16 protein-coding genes are annotated in these 16,113 nt (G+C 68.1%); 9 read left to right on the top strand and 7 right to left on the bottom strand.

The features are described 5' to 3' along the window. Positions 1 to 11: 11 nt before the first annotated feature. From ACFXI3_RS25615 to ACFXI3_RS25605, 3 genes are all read left to right on the top strand, one after another. Positions 12 to 401 carry a MerR family transcriptional regulator gene (locus tag ACFXI3_RS25615; protein ID WP_378402719.1) on the top strand — a complete coding sequence of 130 codons (390 nt, stop codon included), beginning with the start codon at positions 12 to 14 and terminating at the stop codon, positions 399 to 401. Then, on the top strand, positions 401 to 709 hold the full coding sequence (gene trxA / locus ACFXI3_RS25610; RefSeq protein ID WP_378402717.1) for a thioredoxin: 309 nt from the start codon (positions 401 to 403) through the stop codon (positions 707 to 709). The genes ACFXI3_RS25615 and trxA overlap by 1 nt, the downstream gene beginning before the upstream one ends. Positions 710 to 790: 81 nt before the next feature. Next, positions 791 to 1,441 (top strand): DUF998 domain-containing protein, encoded by a 651-nt coding sequence (locus tag ACFXI3_RS25605; protein WP_378402715.1) that lies wholly within the window; start codon positions 791 to 793, stop codon positions 1,439 to 1,441. Here ACFXI3_RS25605 and ACFXI3_RS25600 read toward each other — a convergent pair. After that, entirely contained in the window at positions 1,423 to 2,553 is a 1,131-nt protein-coding gene (locus tag ACFXI3_RS25600; RefSeq protein WP_378402713.1) for an MAB_1171c family putative transporter, read from the bottom strand. The genes ACFXI3_RS25605 and ACFXI3_RS25600 overlap by 19 nt on opposite strands. 265 nt (positions 2,554 to 2,818) lie before the next feature. Between ACFXI3_RS25600 and ACFXI3_RS25595 the strand changes: the two genes are divergently transcribed. Continuing rightward, positions 2,819 to 3,760 carry an NAD-dependent epimerase/dehydratase family protein gene (locus ACFXI3_RS25595; protein WP_378402711.1) on the top strand — a complete coding sequence of 314 codons (942 nt, stop codon included), beginning with the start codon at positions 2,819 to 2,821 and terminating at the stop codon, positions 3,758 to 3,760. Between the two features lie 107 nt (positions 3,761 to 3,867). After that, positions 3,868 to 7,269, top strand: a complete 3,402-nt coding sequence (locus ACFXI3_RS25590; RefSeq protein WP_378402709.1) for an aminotransferase class I/II-fold pyridoxal phosphate-dependent enzyme — start codon at positions 3,868 to 3,870, stop codon at positions 7,267 to 7,269. A gap of 206 nt (positions 7,270 to 7,475) precedes the next feature. Here ACFXI3_RS25590 and ACFXI3_RS25585 read toward each other — a convergent pair whose 3' ends face one another. From ACFXI3_RS25585 to ACFXI3_RS25570, 4 genes are all read right to left on the bottom strand, one after another. After that, positions 7,476 to 8,018 (bottom strand): toxin, encoded by a 543-nt coding sequence (locus tag ACFXI3_RS25585; protein ID WP_344271907.1) that lies wholly within the window; start codon positions 8,016 to 8,018, stop codon positions 7,476 to 7,478. After that, positions 8,015 to 8,464 carry a helix-turn-helix domain-containing protein gene (locus tag ACFXI3_RS25580; protein ID WP_344271911.1) on the bottom strand — a complete coding sequence of 150 codons (450 nt, stop codon included), beginning with the start codon at positions 8,462 to 8,464 and terminating at the stop codon, positions 8,015 to 8,017. The genes ACFXI3_RS25585 and ACFXI3_RS25580 overlap by 4 nt, the downstream gene beginning before the upstream one ends. A gap of 710 nt (positions 8,465 to 9,174) precedes the next feature. Continuing rightward, the gene (locus ACFXI3_RS25575) at positions 9,175 to 9,729 is read right to left on the bottom strand and encodes a hypothetical protein (protein ID WP_344271914.1); all 555 of its coding nucleotides are present in this window, start codon (positions 9,727 to 9,729) and stop codon (positions 9,175 to 9,177) included. A gap of 556 nt (positions 9,730 to 10,285) precedes the next feature. Beyond that, positions 10,286 to 10,708 carry a hypothetical protein gene (locus ACFXI3_RS25570; protein ID WP_344271917.1) on the bottom strand — a complete coding sequence of 141 codons (423 nt, stop codon included), beginning with the start codon at positions 10,706 to 10,708 and terminating at the stop codon, positions 10,286 to 10,288. A gap of 318 nt (positions 10,709 to 11,026) precedes the next feature. On the opposite strand from ACFXI3_RS25570, the gene ACFXI3_RS25565 reads away from it, so the two are divergent. Both ACFXI3_RS25565 and ACFXI3_RS25560 read left to right on the top strand, forming a co-directional pair. Next, the gene (locus ACFXI3_RS25565; RefSeq protein WP_378402706.1) at positions 11,027 to 11,620 is read left to right on the top strand and encodes a GNAT family N-acetyltransferase; all 594 of its coding nucleotides are present in this window, start codon (positions 11,027 to 11,029) and stop codon (positions 11,618 to 11,620) included. After that, positions 11,553 to 12,068: a TetR/AcrR family transcriptional regulator gene (locus tag ACFXI3_RS25560; protein WP_378402704.1), complete on the top strand. Its 516-nt coding sequence runs from the start codon at positions 11,553 to 11,555 to the stop codon at positions 12,066 to 12,068. Before ACFXI3_RS25565 ends, ACFXI3_RS25560 begins: the two co-directional genes overlap by 68 nt. Here the strand turns inward: ACFXI3_RS25560 and ACFXI3_RS25555 are convergent. Both ACFXI3_RS25555 and ACFXI3_RS25550 read right to left on the bottom strand, forming a co-directional pair. Beyond that, positions 12,065 to 12,799, bottom strand: a complete 735-nt coding sequence (locus tag ACFXI3_RS25555) for an enoyl-CoA hydratase-related protein (protein ID WP_378402702.1) — start codon at positions 12,797 to 12,799, stop codon at positions 12,065 to 12,067. The genes ACFXI3_RS25560 and ACFXI3_RS25555 overlap by 4 nt on opposite strands. Then, the gene (locus ACFXI3_RS25550; RefSeq protein ID WP_378402749.1) at positions 12,800 to 13,996 is read right to left on the bottom strand and encodes a cysteine desulfurase-like protein; all 1,197 of its coding nucleotides are present in this window, start codon (positions 13,994 to 13,996) and stop codon (positions 12,800 to 12,802) included. A 93-nt stretch (positions 13,997 to 14,089) separates the two neighbouring features. On the opposite strand from ACFXI3_RS25550, the gene ACFXI3_RS25545 reads away from it, so the two are divergent. Together ACFXI3_RS25545 and ACFXI3_RS25540 are read left to right on the top strand one after the other, a co-directional pair. Beyond that, positions 14,090 to 14,722 carry a peptide deformylase gene (locus ACFXI3_RS25545; RefSeq protein ID WP_344271925.1) on the top strand — a complete coding sequence of 211 codons (633 nt, stop codon included), beginning with the start codon at positions 14,090 to 14,092 and terminating at the stop codon, positions 14,720 to 14,722. A gap of 87 nt (positions 14,723 to 14,809) precedes the next feature. Continuing rightward, the gene (locus ACFXI3_RS25540; protein ID WP_378402700.1) at positions 14,810 to 15,634 is read left to right on the top strand and encodes an isocitrate lyase/phosphoenolpyruvate mutase family protein; all 825 of its coding nucleotides are present in this window, start codon (positions 14,810 to 14,812) and stop codon (positions 15,632 to 15,634) included. Positions 15,635 to 16,113 lie beyond the last annotated feature (479 nt).

Raw genomic sequence — 16,113 nt, 5'->3', positions numbered from 1 at the left:
GCGTCGAAGACATGCGGATCGGCGAACTGGCACAGCGGGCCGGGACCACCACTCGGGCCCTGCGCTTCTACGAGGCACAGGGCCTGCTCCCGGCGGCGCGCGCGGCGAACGGCTATCGAGAGTACGACGAGGACGACCTGCGCCTGGTCACCGAAATCCAGACCCTGCGCACGGTCGGGTTCAGCCTCGACGACACCCGCCCGTTCGTCGACTGCCTCCGCACCGGACACGACGCGGGCGACGCGTGCCCGGCGTCGGTCGAGGTGTACCGGCGGAAGCTGGACGAGGTCGAGGCCTGCATGCGCGACCTCGCCGCGGTCCGCTCCGCCCTGCTCGACAAGCTCGCCGCTGCCGCCACGCGCCCGGCTGACCCCTGCACCGCTGAATCCGAGGAGTCCTGATGACCACCGACGCCACCTTCGCCGCCGACGTCCTGGAGCACGGCCAGCCCGTCCTGGTCGACTTCACCGCCGACTGGTGCCCGCCGTGCCGGATGATCGCGCCGGTGCTCGCCGAGATCTCCGCGGAACGCCCCGGCCTGACCGTGCGCGAGCTCAATACCGACGAAAACCCCGAAACCATGCGTGCCTACCAGGTGATGGCGCTGCCGACGCTGATGTTGTTCCGCGACGGAGCCCCGGTGGCGTCGTTCGTCGGCGCCCGGCCGAAGGCGAAATTGCTGGCCGACCTGGACGATCTGCTGGGCTGAACCGGTGGCCTTTCCCGTTTGCCGGGTGGTTCGGTGACGGAGCAGGTACAAAGAGTGCACGACTCTCGGGGAGGCCGTGCCATGACCGCGTTCGTGCGCTCGTACCTGTTCCTTCGCCGCGCCATCGGAGTGCTCGGGATCCTGCTGCCGATCGTCGTGATCGTCGGGAAGGAGCTGCTGGAAGGCGGCGGCCTGCTCGGCTCGCTCAGCGGCTATTACTACAGCGATCTCCGGAACGTCTTCGTCGGCACGCTGTGCGCGATCGGCGTCTTCCTGATCGCCTACCGCGGCTACGGCCGTCTCGACGACATCGCGGCGAACGTCGCGGCGATCGCCGGCATCGGCGTCGCGCTGTTCCCGACCCAGCCGGTCTCGCCGACGCCCACCCAGCACGCGATCGGCGTGGCGCACCTCGTGTTCGCCGCGATCTTCTTCCTCACCCTCGCGTTCTTCTGCCTCTTCCTGTTCACCCGGGACGACGGCGCGCCGACGAAGCGCAAACGCTCGCGCAACGCCGTCTACCGGACCTGCGGCATCGTGATGCTCGCGTGCCTGGTGCTGATCGTCCTCAACGGCTTGTTCTTCAGCGCCGCCACCGCGGCCCTGCATCCGACGCTCTGGCTGGAGTCGCTCGCGGTGTTCGCGTTCGGTTTCGCGTGGCTGACGAAGGGCGAGACGCTGCTTGGCGACCAGCCTCAGCCGCAGGCTCCGGCTCAGGCGAGCTTGGCGTAAGCCTCCGAAACCTGGGTGAGCCAGGCGACTTCGGCGGCGAACGTCTTCGCGTCGTGGTCGTCGAACGCGCCGCTGTCCTGGTTTTCCGGCGGGGTCACGCCGGAGGTCTTGGCCTCCAGCGCCTGGCGGATCTTGCGCGCCTCGGCCATCGCCTGGTCGCCGTTCGGAGTGTCGGCGCGGTCCATGTACGGCCGCAGCGCGCGCCAGCCGTCGCGGATCTCGATCACCCGGCGATGCAGCCGGTAGTGCAAGTCGGACCAGCGCCGATCGGTGTCTCCCTCGGTCGGCGGTTCCAGCGCGATGCCCGGCGAGGATTCGTACAGCGAATGCCACAGCGGGTAGAGCGCGCGATAAGAACGGTAATTGCGCTGCCACCGCGCGACCGACGACACGTGCTCGCCCCACGACGGCATGGTCAGCCCGAACGACACGATCACGATGCCCAGCGCGCTGAACACCGACGGCGCGATCGCCCACGTGCCGAGATGCCAGCCGAGAGCCGGGCTCACGATGTTCACCGCGCGCGTGGCGCAGTAGAGGAACAGGATCACCGCACCGACCGCGAGCGTCCGCAACGTCCGGCGCAGCCACACCCTCGAGGTGCTTCGCGCGTACGGCAGGCACTGCAGGTAGATCGTCACGCACGGCACTGCCTGCGAAATGATGAACAGCAGCAGATAGGTGAGGATCACCGGATCCTTGCTGCCCACGGCGAACGCGGTGCCCGGCGTGCCCGGCTTGTTGCCGATGGAGAACAGCACGGTCAGCACCACGAACAGCACCGCGCCGGAAACGATCCACGCGCGGATCTGGGCGCGGATCTCCGACGGCGGATTCGCCCACAGCATCAGGAGGAGCTGCGCGCTGATGCAGTACGCGACCGCCGCCAGGTGCAAGATCAGGATGGCCAGATTCGGGATCCCGAACAGCGAGCCGATGCTGAGCGAGAGCGCGCCGAGGGTGAACGTGACGCACTGCAGGATCAGCGTCGTCATCAGCACGATGTAGGCCGGGTCGCGCCACGAGCGGCGCATCGAGAAAAGCTTGTACAGCAAGGCCGCGTACGAGGAGACCGCCGACAAGGAGAACAGAATGATCTTCAGGGTGTTCACTCGCGCCCCCGGAATGCGGTCAGTGCCCGGTGGGCGGAACGGTGTGCGCGGCGACCTCGGCGGAATTGTTCACGATCGGCGACCATACACCACCGCAACGTGCTGAACTAGGGCCGGAAAACGGGTTCTGGCCTGGGCGAATTCCGGGTGGATCCCCGGTGTCGGCGGCGTGGGCGAGACCCGTCCGGCGAGACGCTCCGGTGAACGTCGGGCGGCCGGTTCGTGAACGGCCGCAACGGGATGCGCTGGTGGCTAGGGTGTCGCCATGAGTCTTCAGGTGGTGATCGGGAACGGACCGGCGGGCGCGGCCACCGCGGCTTTGCTGGCTGAGCAAGGCGAGCGAGTACGGGTGATCTCCCGTTCGCCCCGAGAGAACGAACCGGGGCTGGAGCACGTCGCGCTCGACGCCGCCGACCAGGCCGCGCTCGCCGAAGCAACCAAGGGCGCGACAGCGATCTACAGCTGCGCGGCCCCGCCTTATCCTCGGTGGGCGACTGATTGGCCGCCGCTGCAGGCCTCGATCTGCGCCGCGGCCGAAGCGAACGACGCACTGGTGGTGTCGCTGGGGAATTTGTACGGCTACGGCCCGGTCGACGGTCCGCTCACTGAGAATCTGCCGCTCGCGGCCACCGGAACCAAGGGCCGGATCCGGGCTTTGCTGTCCGAACAACTGCACGCGATGCACGACGAGGGCCGGCTCCACATGGTCGAGGTGCGCGCCTCCGATTTCTTCGGTCCCGGAGTGACCGACGGCGGCCATCTCGCCGCCCGGGTGGTGCCGAACGTGCTGCGACGACAGAAGGTGCAGGTGTTCGGCGATCCGGACGCGCCGCACAGTTGGACGTACATTTCCGATGTCGCGCGCACGCTGGTCGCGGCAGCGCGGGAAGAAAAGGCGTGGGGCAAGGCGTGGCACGTGCCGACTGGTCCGCCGCGGTCCGCCCGGGTGATGGTGGCGCTGTTGTGCGAGGCGGCCGGAGTGGCTCCGGTGGCTGTGCAACGCCTTTCCCCGATGTTACTGAACGCGGGCGCGCTTGTTTCGCCGATGTTGCGCGAGTTGCGCGAGGTCCGCTACCAGTTCGATCTTCCGTTCGTCCTCGATTCCCAAGCGGCACAGGAATTCTTCGATATCGCGCCGACGGCTGAGAAAGATCAATTCGCCAGGACCGTGGCCTGGTGGCGTGATCGCTCGGCTACCGTGAGTTGAGTTGTCTGTGCATTCCTCCGCAGATTGCCCAATGCCCTTGAAAAACCGGGTAAGAACGGGCAATCTCGGTGTCGACTGGGTGGGAATCGGCACGAGGAAGTCATGCCATGGGGTCTGTTGCATCTGGGTGGGAAGAATCCGAAAATAACCAGGACATCGCCGTTGTCGGAATGGGATGCCGTTTTCCGGGAGCGCGCAACGTCAACGAGTACTGGGATCTGCTGAGCGAGCCCAAACCGCAGTTTCGGCGCGTGCCGGATTCGCGGTGGCGGCGCGAAGCGTTCTACAACGACGATTTCCGGGACAGCGGCGCGGTCTACTCCGACCGCATGGCGCTGCTGGAGGACGTCGGCGACTTCGACGCGGGGCACTACAAGATCCCGCCGCGGCGGGCCAAATCACTCGACCCGCAGCACCGGCTGCTGGTCGATCTGACCCGCGAAGCACTGCAGGACGCGGGATGGGAGGCGGAGGGCTTCGACCGCGACGACACCTCGGTGATCATGTCGCTCAGCGACAGCGGTTACCGCGATATGAGCACGCTGCATCTGCGGCTGAAGCAATTGATCGGCGGCGAGTTCGGCCGGGCGGGCGATCCGGCGATGGCCGAGGCGGCGTCCGCGGTCAGCGGCCTGCACGCCACCGCGATGGCCGGGCTGCTGCTCAACATGGGGCCGAGTTCGATCAGCAACGTCTTCGACCTGCACGGCGAGAGCTACGCGCTGGACTCGGCCTGCTCCGGCGGGCTGACCGCGGTGGCGAACGCGGTGTTCGCGCTGCGGGCGGGCAGATGCCGGATCGCCGTCGCCGGCGGCGCCCAGCTGGTCTTGGCCCCGGACCTGTTCGTGGGCCTGTGCCGGATCGGCGCGATCTCGCGCACCGGCGAATGCCGTCCGTTCGACCGCCGGGCCGACGGATTCGTGCTCGGCGAGGGGGCGGGCGTCCTGGTGCTGCGCCGGCTCGCGGACGCGCGGGCGGCGGGGGACCGGGTGTACGCGGTGATCCGCGGCGTCGGATTGTCCAATGACGGCACGGTCAAGGGCGGCATGATGCCGCAGGAATCCGGGCAGCTGCGGGCGTTGCGGCGGGCCTACGCGGACGCGGGGATCGACCCGGCGTCGGTCGGCTTCCTGGAGGCGCACGGCACCGCGACCGCGGTCGGCGACGACGTGGAGATCAGTGCGCTGACGGAGCTGCGCCGGGGTGCCGACGAGCCGGCGTATCTCGGTGCGGCGAAGTCGGTGGTCGGGCATTCCCTTGGCACCGCGGGGATCGCCGGGCTGATCAAGTCCATTTTGTCCGTCCACAAGGGACAGATTCTGCCGCAGCCGGATTTCGAGCAGGCGGATCATCTGCCGCTGCGGGACGCCGGGCTCCAGGTGGCCGGCCAGGTCACGCCGTGGGACAGCGACGGACCGCGCCGGGCCGGAGTGAGCGCGTTCGGCTTCGGCGGCTCGAACGTGCACGTGGTCGTCGAGGAGGCGGCGCAGGAAGCCCCGTCCGCCGAGACGCCGCGCCTGCTGCTGCTCACCGCACGGGATCGCGCCGGGCTGGCTCGGCACGCCCGGGAGGTGGCCGAAACGCTCGGCAGCGAGCACCCGCCGCTGGCCGCCGTCGCAGGCACGCTCGCCCGCCGGACGCTCTTCCCGGAGCGGCTCGCAGTGGCCGCGGAGGATGTGGCTGACGCGGTCACGAAGCTCACCGCCGCGTCGGTCGCTCTCGAATCCGGACAGGTCGGCGAGCTGGTGCCCGGCGTGTTCGCTGGCGTCGTGTCACCGGGGGAGGAGCCAGTCGAGGACGGCGTACCGGCCGAGCTGGCCCCGCGCGCGGTGACCGGGGTCGGATTGAGACCGGTCGCGGACGGCCTCCCTCGTTGCACGTTGCCGCCAAGCCCGCTTAGCCCGCGACGGCACTGGGTCGTCGACGACGCGAAGCTCGCCAAGGCTCAGACGCTGGAGCCGCTCGGCGCTGCCGCAACGCCGGTCGAGGAGGCGGAGGAGACGACATCCGCACGGGACGTGCTGGCTGTGGTCCTTGAAGAAGTCGCGCGGACGACGGCGTTCCCGGTCAGCGAGTTGTATGCCGGGCAATTGCTGGTGGACGACCTCGGGTTCGACTCCCTGATGCTCACTGAGCTGGAGGGCCGGCTGCGCAAGCGGTTCCCCGGCTTGGCGCTGGAGGTCGAGCAGTCGGGTGCGCTGACGGTCGGCGCGGTGGCGGGTTTGCTGGCTCCCGCAACGGCTTTGGTGCCTGCCGGTCCGGTACCGGACACTCCGGCCCCGTCGTGGGATCCGGCGAGTGCGGCGATCGAGGACTTCCCGGAGGCAGCGGCGATCGAGGCGCGCCTGAAGGAGTTTGATGACCTTGGGGTGCCGAATCCGTACTTCCGCAAGCATCAGGGACGAGTGGACGCCACCACCTCGGTGTCCGGCCGCGAGTATCTGTCCTTCTCCAGCTACAACTATCTAGGCCTGGCCGGGCACCCAGCGGTAACCGCGGCGGTGCACGAAGCTGTCGAGCGGTACGGGACTTCGGTGTCCGGCAGCCGATTGCTGGCTGGGGACCGCGACTTGTCCCGTGACTTGGAGACGGAGCTCGCGGCGTTCCTAGGCGTCGAGGACAGCCTAGTCCTGGTGAGCGGACACGCGACGAATGTCGGCGCAATCGGCCACCTGGTCGGCCCGGGTGACCTCATCGTGCACGATTCGCTGGCGCACGACAGCATCCTGCAAGGCTGCGCCCTGTCCGGCGCTACCCGGCAACCGTTCCCGCACAACGACACAGCACGACTGGAGGACGTGCTGCGTCGATCCCGATCGCGGTTCCGCCGGGTGTTGATCGTCGTCGAAGGCGTGTACAGCATGGACGGCGATGTCGCTGATTTGCCTGCGCTGATTGACCTGAAGCGACGCTATGGAGCGTTGCTGATGGTCGACGAAGCGCACAGCATCGGCACGATGGGCCCACGAGGAGCCGGAGTCGGCGACCATTTCGCGGTTGATCGCGCCGGCGTAGATCTTTGGATGGGAACCCTGTCAAAGTCGCTGGCCGGTTGCGGAGGCTACCTGGCCGGATCGGCGAAGACGGTGCGCTGGCTGCGGTATTCCCTGCCAGGTTTTGTCTACAGCGTAGGAATAACCCCAGCCAACGCCGCAGCTTCCCTAGCCGCACTGAGGATTCTGCGACAGGAGCCGGAAAGACTGGCGCGCCTGCGAAACAATTCCAGATTGTTCCTGGAACTAGCCACGGCAGTAGGACTGCCGACCGGCTCAGCAGGAGACACACCGATCGTGCCGTGCGTCGCAGGCGGCTCAGACACCACGCTGAGACTGGCAACAGCATTGTACGAACGAGGCGTAGTAGTGGACCCCATCCTCCACCCCGCAGTGGAAGAGGAACAAGCCAGATTGCGCTTCTTCATCACCAGCGAACACCGACAAGATCAATTGAGATACGCAGTAGAATCCACAGCAGCAGAGCTAGCCAAATTGCGCTCCACCGCTCCCTAAACCGCAACCAACGCACCCAAAAATCGAGGCACCCACACCACCCCACACCCCGATACGAAGCCCAAATGCGGTCTGAGGGTGCTTGTCAAGGCATCTTTCCAGCCTTGACAAGCACCCTCAGACCGTCATCACAATCAAGCTTCGGGGTGCCCCACGAAACCACCACGGCAATGTCGCCGCCAGGCGACGAGCCGACCGAGATAAGCCTAAAGAAGCGACCGCTCAATCCGATCCAACGGCTTCTCCCCAGCCTCAGGAACCCCCGCGACAGGCTTAGCCGGCGCCCCCATCCGCTCCGAAAGCAGAAACGCGATAATCTCCGCCTCCTGCTCCTGAGCATCATCATAAGTAGCACGCATCAACATATCCCGAACAATGTCCGGATCCAGATTGGGAAACAACGACCGAGCACTCTCGTCGTCCAACAGACCCGACCCGCGATGACAGCAGATGATGTGACCCAGCTCGTGCAAGATGATGTGCTCCTGGTGCGCCCCGGTGGTGTTGGCGTCGAAGAAGATCAGGTCCTCGCCCCGCGCGGCCACCCACATGCCGCACGGGTGCGACGCCGGCATCGGGAGCGGCACGAGGGTGATCGGCCGTTCGCGGATCTCGCCGAGGCGCGCGCAGAGGGCGGCCAGGTCGTATTTCGGCGGAAGGTCGAGTTCGGCGATCCGCCGGGCGCCTTCGTCGCGCATCCGCCGCAGCTGCTCGCGCCGCTGCGGGGCTTCGGACGGGGTGCCGGTCACCGTGCCGCTTCGTCCGTGACCGGGGGCAGCCCCTGCATCTTGCGGTACTGGTCCATGATCGTGGTGATCGCCTGGAGGTTTTCCTCGCGCATGCCCGCCGCCCGCATCGCGACCGCCCGGACGCCCGCCTGGCGCATCGCCTCCACGGCGGCCAGCTCGGACAAGACGGATCCGGCGACCTCGTCGTCGAAGAAGTACGCGACGGACACCCCGAAGAATTTCGCCAGCGCGGCCAGCAGCTCCTGGGAAGGATTGGTCCGTTTGCCCGTGCGCAGCTGAGACAAGTACACCGCGCCGGCCTTCAGCTCCGGCGAGGCCCGCTTCAGTTCCGCTGCCACCTCGGCGTTCGTCCAGTGCCTTCCCTGCGGGCGCACGGTGCGAAAGAGGTCGTCGAGTCTGGAGGCCAGGGTGGGCCGGGCATCCGCCGGCTGAGTGTCTTCGGACATGCTGCTACGCCCCTCCAGTTGCAGCTGATTGCTCTCAGCTAAGGCGACTATCTCAGATTAGCTCACAGTTGACAATCGCCGGAGGGCTCCACAAGACTGTGCCTCGACGAGATAGCTGGTGGCTAACTCGCCACATCCGGGCAAGAGCGGAAGGCGTAGTACCGGCCCGGGGCGACGCTGGGGGTGTCGCCCCGCTCGGTCCGCCGAGCCTGGCCCGGAGGCAGCGACCGTGTCAGCGGACTGCCTCCGGGCCCGGCGTTCAGCGCGGGACCGCCCAGAACACGGCTACGGCCAGGGGGTGGGTCCATTCAACGGTCGAACTCATGCGGAAGGTGCCGCCAGCTCCGGAGGACTTGCCGCACGGCGCTCTCCGGCGAACCGCGCTTCTGGCCAAGTGCGCCAGTGAGCTTTGCTGCTTCCCGTTGAGCGCCGAGCCCGGGCACGGCCTGCGGAGGTGTCAGCGGATTGCGCCCGCCCGGCGGCCGACAGCACTATCGCCGGAGGTCTTCCTGCGCGGTGCCACCGCGGCCACCCCGGCCCCTCGCGAACTGCAGCCATCCGTCAGCTCGGAATGCTCCCGCCGGCCCCGTGGCCACCCAGCCAGCGGCGGTGTCAGCGAACGGCGTCCGGATTCGCGAACCGCAGCCATCCGCCAGTCGACTTCCCAGACCGCTCGGAACGCTCCCGCAGGCGCCGCGTGACCGAAGATCTCAGCGAACCGCTTCCGGCCCAGCGAACTGGGCCCACTCGGCAGCCCACCGCGCCGCACGCCGGTGGTCCAGCACGCGCCGCGCCACCCAGAACGCTCCGCCCAGCACCGCGACCGCGCACAGCCAGCAGAAGGCCGCGACGAGCACGCCATTGGTGACCGCGTCCGCGTGCGTCAGCGGGGCGGTGGTCTGCTTGCCGGAGTCGTCGAGCCAGATGTCGGTGGTCGAACCCTCGGTCGCGGAAGCGCTGGGCACCGTGATGATCCCGGTCCGCTGCACGCTGTTCGGCGGCTTCCAGACCGCGTTCACACGCGCGGTGTTGGCGATCGGCGCGCTGTCTCCGACCGAAGCCGCCGGTTGCGCGGCCGTCGTGAGCACCGTGGCGGTGACCTGGTGCCGCGACTGCAGCTGCGCGTCCGAAGCGGCGGTCTCCGCGGTGATGTCCGCGCTGCCGATCATCATCGCGAACGGAATCGCGATGAGCGCCAGCAGCGTGACGATCCCGGCGAACACGCCTTCGATCCGGTCCGACCGTCGCACGAGCGGGTTGCGCACGGCGCCGAGCCGTCGGAGCAATCGTTTGCCAGGGTGTGGTGGTCTGCCTGCCCGAGTCCTGTTCCGCATGGCTCCCATGGTCCTCTTCCGCGCGCGCGAGCGCTGTGTCCCGCACAACGTTTTTCACGTTTTTCCTGGGGATCCGGTGTGTTTCTGCTTACCTCAAGGGCGCGGCTTTACCCATGTGGGTGACGACGAGCGGAGGTGGGGCCATCGCGGCGAGTGGTCCAGGCCAATGTCCGGCGGGCTCGGGCGGCCCGGAGCACGTTGCCTGGATTGATCTTTCGCCGCGCGCGTCCGGGAATGGGTTGCGGTGTCGGTGATTCAGCGGCGGATCGTCTGATTCGCACGGTTCACGTTGGCGGGCAAGCGATCTTGCGCCGCCGGCCGGCCGTGCGCCGGATGTTCGCGCGGAGGCCACCGCGGGTTTCCGTCGCGGCCAGCTCGGGCGGGTTCGCCCGCCCGAGCTGTCGCGAAATTGCTTGCCGGTGATCGTCCCGGAATCGGGCCATTGCCGAGCACAAACCGAGGAGTGCTCCCGATATCCGGGAACCATTCAGTCGACCAGTCGAATCGTGGCCGTCGGGCTGTGCGAACGCCGCCGGGTGATCCCGTGTTCGGCGACGATTCCTAGTTGGATGCTGCGATCGGCGGGCGCCCAGTAGCCCGTGCGCACGAAATAACCGTCCATTGTGCAGAGCCGGTTCGCGCTCTTGCGGGAACTGATCGTCTCCCAGCCCCATTGCCGTCCGGTCTCCTCGACGCCGTTGCGCCGCACGTGCAGCCGCGGGTTCCCGATCTCCCGGCAGTACGCGCTGCCGTCCGCGATGTACAGGACGCCGTCGACCTTGTAGAACCTCTTGCCGTCCAACAGGCTCACCTGGCCGGACAGGGTGAAGTGCACCCTGCCGCCATTGGCCCCGTCCATCGTCCAGTCGAGACAGAATTCCTTCGTCGGAACTTCGAGCGACTGGGTCATGGCCGTGTCTCCTTTGCTCGCATGCCGGAGCGTCCAGGAAAATATAAGGAAGAAACGGGTTCCCCGCAGGTATCGGGAACCGTTTTCACCCAAAGAGGCCCAGTGGCCACGCATCGTGGTCAACGCCCGATTAATCGGTGGAATTACCGCCGATGGGGTATAGCGGATACGATAAGTGAATTCGTCTTGCCCGAAACCGGTGGCCGCCCGGCGGTACCGGGGCTCGCGGGCCGCGCGGGCCGTGTCGGCAGCGTGACATCTCCCATGACGCTTGTCATAGCCGCGGCCGTGTGCGACCCTCGGATTATGACGACTGTCATGACCGCCGTGCGACCGGCCACCGCCGGTTCCGTGGCCGATCTCGTCCGCGCCTGCTCGCCGGAATCGCTGAGCCGCCGGTTCACCCTCGGCGGCCCGATCGACCCGGAGGCGGTCCTGTCCCGGTACCGGCGATTCCTGCTCGCCGGCACCGCCCTCGTCGCCGAGGTTTCCGGCGTGCCCGCCGGGCTCCTGAACGCGGTTCCGGAAGACGACCGCCGCGTCGAACTGGGGCTGCTCGTCGCCGACGGGTGGCAGCGGCAGGGCATCGGCCGCGGCCTGGTCCGGCTGGCCGCCGAGCAGTGGCGAGGCTGGACGCTGCACGCCACTGTGCAGGAGGGCAACGTCGCCGCGGACGGATTGCTGCGGGCGTGCGGATTCCGCTTCGTCCCGGGGTACGGCGGCGAGAACGAGTACGAGCTGACGGTCACGGAGGAGACGCTCGATGACGGAACGGCCGGCGCGCGACCGGATGGTCTTCAGCGCTGCGCAGTTGCTGCGTACGCAAGGCCTGAGCGGCACCGGAATGCGCGAGGTAGTAGCGCATGCCGAAGCGCCGCGGGGGTCGCTGCAGCACTACTTCCCGGGCGGTAAGGAACAGCTGTTCGGCGAGGCCATCGACTGGGCGGGCCGTTACGCCGCGCGCCGCGTGACGCGCGCGATGGCCTCCCTGACGGACCCGACGCCGTCCGCGCTCTTCGCTGCGGTTGTCGAGTACTGGCGCGCGGAGTTCGTCGAGATCGGCTACGACTACGGCTGTCCGTTAGTAGCCACCGTCACTGACACGGCGGCGTCGAGCGAACCGTTGCGCGAGCGTGCGAACGACGCCTTTGTGCAGTGGCGGAAACCCATCGTGTCCGCGCTGGAGCAGATGGGCGTACCGACGGCGCGCGCCGCTTCGTTGGCAGTGTTGATGATCAGCGCGCTTGAAGGAGCCTTGGTGTTGGCGCGCGTCGAGCACGCGGTGACGGCGCTCGACACCGTCGTCGAGGAGCTAGGTCCAGTTCTCGGCGCGGCGGTGGACAAGCGCCGCCGTCGCTAACGCCGGTCGAGCTTCGCGCGCAACGCGGCGACAGTGTCCGGGTCGTGCAGCAGTTCGGCGAAGTGCTTGGACTCCGACTCCATTCGTTCTTCGACGCTAATGTCGGTGCGGTCGTGCAGCAGTGCGCGCGTTGCCGTCAGCGCGCATACCGACCGTGCGGCGAGGGTCGCGACGCGTTCCTCGACGCGCTTGTTGAGCGCTGTCGCGTCAGGGAGCACTTCATTGACCAACCCGAGTTGTGCTGCGTCGACCGCGGGGAGTCGTTCTCCGAACAGCAGTAGCTCCGCCGCGCGCTGTGGACCGACTCGGCGCGGCAGCGCGTAACTGCTGCCGAACTCCGGCACCAGCCCCAACGGCACGAATGGGAACTGCAGGTAGCTGCGTTCGGTGGCGTAGACGAGGTCGCAGTGCAACAGCAGGGTCGCGCCGATGCCGACAGCCGGACCGTCGACCGATGCGACCACCACTGCCTGCGTCGCGAGCAAGGCCTCTTGAAACACCCGCGCGGGCGTCTTCGTGCGGTCTCCGGCTTCGTGCGCGAGGAAGTCACCGAGGTCGTTGCCTGCGGTGAACGCGCCGCCCGCTCCGCTCAGTACGGCGATAGGCGTGCGTACAGCGTCGAAGGCGTCGGCGAGGGCGACGTACATCGCCTTCGTGAGCGCGTTGCGCTTCTCCGGCCGGTTGATGGTGACAGTGGTGACCTGTCCGTCGACAGTCGTCTCGATGCTCATTCACAGCTGCGCAACAGCAGCGAGCAGCAGATCGACTTCTGCTGCAGTCGTGTACGGCGCGATGCCAGCGCGTACGGCACCAGCGTCGCCGAGACCGAGATGCCGCGCGCACTCGATGGCGTAGAACGTCGAAGCAGGCGCGTTGATCCCGCGCGCGCCGAGGCGCTCGTACACGGCCTGCGGCGTCAGGCTGGTGACCGAGAACAGCACTGTCGGCGTACGGCGACGCGTCGGTGAGCCGTAACGGACGACGCGCGGCAGCGCAGCGAGACCGTCCTCCAGCCGCTGCAGCAGTGCGTCTTCATGCGCTTCGAGAGCTGTAAGCGACGTACGCAAACGCTCGCGGCGGCTGCCTTCGCTCGGCACGAGCCCAGCGAGGAAGTCGATAGCCGCCGTAGTGCCCGCGAGGAGTTCGTACGGCAACGTACCCAGTTCGAAACGCTCAGGAACGGCGTTGCTCGACGGCAGCAGCTTGTCCGGCTGCAGCGTCTCCAGGAGATCGGGCGCGGCGGCGAGAAGACCGAGGTGCGGGCCGAGGAACTTGTACGGCGAGCAGGCGTAGAAGTCAGCGCCCAATGCGGCGATGTCGACCGGCGAGTGCGGCGTCAGATGCACGCCGTCCACATAGCTCAGCGCGCCTGCTTCGCGCACCGCGTCGGTAATCGCCGGGATATCCGGACGAGTGCCGAGGAGATTCGACGCCGCGGTGACCGCGACCAGTCGCGTCCGGTCAGTGAGCAGCTCTGTGATCGCGGACGTCGGCAACTCGCCCGTCCCCGGATCGAAGTCCGCCCAGCGAACGGTCGCCCCGCGTGCTTCGGCGGCCTGCACCCACGGCCGGACGTTGGCGTCGTGGTCCAGCCGGGTGACCACGACCTCGTCGCCCGGACCCCAGTTCTTCGCGAGCGTGCGGGAGAAGTCGTAGGTCACCTGGGTCATGCTGCGCCCGAACACGACGCCCTCCGGACGCGCGCCGAGCAGGTCAGCGACGGCTTGGCGGGCTTCGCGCACGACGCCGTCCGCGCGGCGCTCCGCCGCCGTGACGGTGCCGCGGTTCGCGATAGCGGCGCAGAGGGTCGAGGACACTGCTTCGCCGACCACGTCCGGGACTTGGGAACCGCCAGGTCCGTCGAAGTGGGCAGCGCCGCTCTCGAGCGCGGGGAAGTGCTTGCGGATCGCGTTCACGTCGTAGGCCACGGCTGCCAGCTTGCCTGATCCCCGGTCGAGTGTCGTGCTCCGCGCGGGTGCGATCATGCCGCAGTCCCGTTGCTCTTGGAGAGGGGTCCGCCGGTGCTCGCCGAAGAGGTCGAAAAACTGCTCGCCCAGCCGTTGCCGTGGCCGATCGTGCAGGCAGGCGATCCCGTGCTGCGCGCCGCCGCCCGCCCGTACGAGGGCGAACTGAGCGACGGGATGCTGTCGGCGTTGATCGAAGGCATGAAGGAGACGATGCGCGCCGCACCCGGCGTCGGCCTGGCTGCGCCGCAGATCGGCCTGTCGGTGCGGATCGCGGTGGTCGAAGACGGTGCGCGCGAACGCCCAGGCGTCGCCGAATCCACCCTCGCCACCCGCGGGATCGTCCCGTTGCCGTTCCGCGTGCTGGTGAATCCGACGTACACCCGAGTGGGCGACGAAACCGCCGCGTTCTTCGAAGGCTGCCTCAGCGTTCGCGGCTGGCAGGCCGTCGTCGCGCGGGCCCTGCGGATCAGGCTTCGCGGCAGTGACGAAACCGGTGCCGCCCTGGACGAGGAATTGTCCGGCTGGCCAGCGCGAATCGTCCAGCACGAGACCGATCACCTGCACGGCATCCTGTACCTGGACCGAGCCGAATTGCGCTCGCTGTCCACCCACGAGGCCGTCGCCCGCCGCTGGACCCAGCCGACCCCCGCCGACGCCGCCCGCGAACTGGGCTTCGAGCTCCCCTGAGGTAGTTGGCTCCGATTTTTGTCGGTGCCCGCTGATACGTTCCTCCGCAGTTGCCCCGACCGGGGCTCGCCACTGGGGAGGAACCTCGTGAACTCGTTGCAAGACAAGGCAAAGCTCTTCCGCGAACTGCACGCGTCGGACGTCCTCGTGCTGCCGAACGCCTGGGACGCGGGCAGCGCGGTCGCCATCGAACGCGCCGGCGCGCCCGCGATCGCCACCACCAGCGGCGGCGTCTCCTGGGCGCTAGCCAGAGGCGACGGCCAACACCTCTCGCGCGCGGAAATGCTGTCAGTCGTAGCCCAAATCGCCGCAGCCGTAGAAGTCCCAGTGACGGCCGACGTAGAAGGCGGCTACGGCCTAGCCCCCTCAGCCGTAGCGGAAACCGTGACCGGCGTAGTCGAGGCCGGGGCGGTAGGCGTGAACCTGGAAGACTCCCGCGCCGGAACTCTGACCCTCTTCACCCCAGACGAACAGGCAGAACGCTTCACCGCGGCCCGAGCCGCCGCCGCGACGGCCGGTCTCTCGGAGCTGTGGATCAACGCCCGGACAGATGTGTACCTCTTCGGAATCGGCGAACCCGCCGGCCGCTTCGACGATGTCCTGACCCGAGCCCGCGTCTACGCCGATGCCGGAGCGGACAGCGTCTTCGTCCCCGGCCTGGTGGACCTCGAAGTCTTGGCGGAGCTGGCAAAGTCGTCGCCGATCCCAGTGAGCGCCATGGCCGGACCAGGAGCACCCCCGGTGTCAGAGCTAGCGGCGGCCGGAGTGCGCCGGGTGAGTGTGGGAACGTCGATCGCCCAGGCGGCTTACTCCCTGGCCCACCACGCCGCGGCGGAAATGCTGAAGCAGGGGACTTATGGGGAGGTGACAGGGGCACTGGACTTCGGAGCGGTGAACGGCTGGTTCAGCTGAGCCTGGTCCTCGACTGGTCCCGACTCCGGCTGAACCAGGGCGACCTGAGCCTGCGTGGGCTGCGTCCTCGCTTGGCTTGAGCTTCGGCTGGTCTCGGGACGGTCGAGTCTGCGCGGGCAGCGCTCCAGGTCGGCCCGAGTCCTGCGGGCTGGGGAAGCCGGAACCGCACCGCGCGAGCGGTCGATTCGAAGGCGCGGCCGAGGCGAATCGGAACGGGCCGGGACAGGGGCGTTGCAGCATTTCAGCTGAACCGAGCGGAGCTAGCCGAGCGGGCAGCGCGAGGTGAGATGCCAGCCTCAACCCGTGTCGAGCCGCCCAACCTGGCCCGAGGCAGCGCCGATTGACTCGAGTCGGTCCTCTCCGGCTGGCTCCTCGCGGCCGGGTCAGCTCATCCGCCTTGCCCAGCCCTGAACGAGTCAGGCCAGCTGCCGCAGCCCGCGCAACCAGCCTGAGCCAAGTCAATCCGTCCGGCCCAAGCC

The organism is Amycolatopsis sp. NPDC059235, from assembly GCF_042754125.1.
Classification (GTDB): Bacteria; Actinomycetota; Actinomycetes; order Mycobacteriales; family Pseudonocardiaceae; genus Amycolatopsis; species Amycolatopsis albidoflava.
This window is presented reverse-complemented; position numbering and strand designations above follow the sequence as displayed.